At 54.9% G+C, this 255-nt stretch carries 1 rRNA gene; it reads right to left on the reverse strand.

Features of this window, described 5'->3' with window-relative positions:
- Positions 1-255: ribosomal RNA gene (locus LE190_RS22340) — 16S ribosomal RNA — on the reverse strand; the annotation flags it as partial.

The following is a 255-nucleotide window of genomic DNA, read 5'->3' on the forward strand; positions in this document are numbered from 1 at the left end:
GGGTTGGCGGCCCTCTGTATGTACCATTGTATGACGTGTGAAGCCCTACCCATAAGGGCCATGAGGACTTGACGTCATCCCCACCTTCCTCCGGTTTGTCACCGGCAGTCTCATTAGAGTGCCCAACTAAATGTAGCAACTAATGACAAGGGTTGCGCTCGTTGCGGGACTTAACCCAACATCTCACGACACGAGCTGACGACAGCCATGCAGCACCTGTGTGAAGGCTCCCTTTCGGGCACTCCCAGATCTCTC

It is taken from the genome of Massilia hydrophila (assembly GCF_020208145.1).
Classification (GTDB): Bacteria; Pseudomonadota; Gammaproteobacteria; order Burkholderiales; family Burkholderiaceae_D; genus Telluria; species Telluria hydrophila.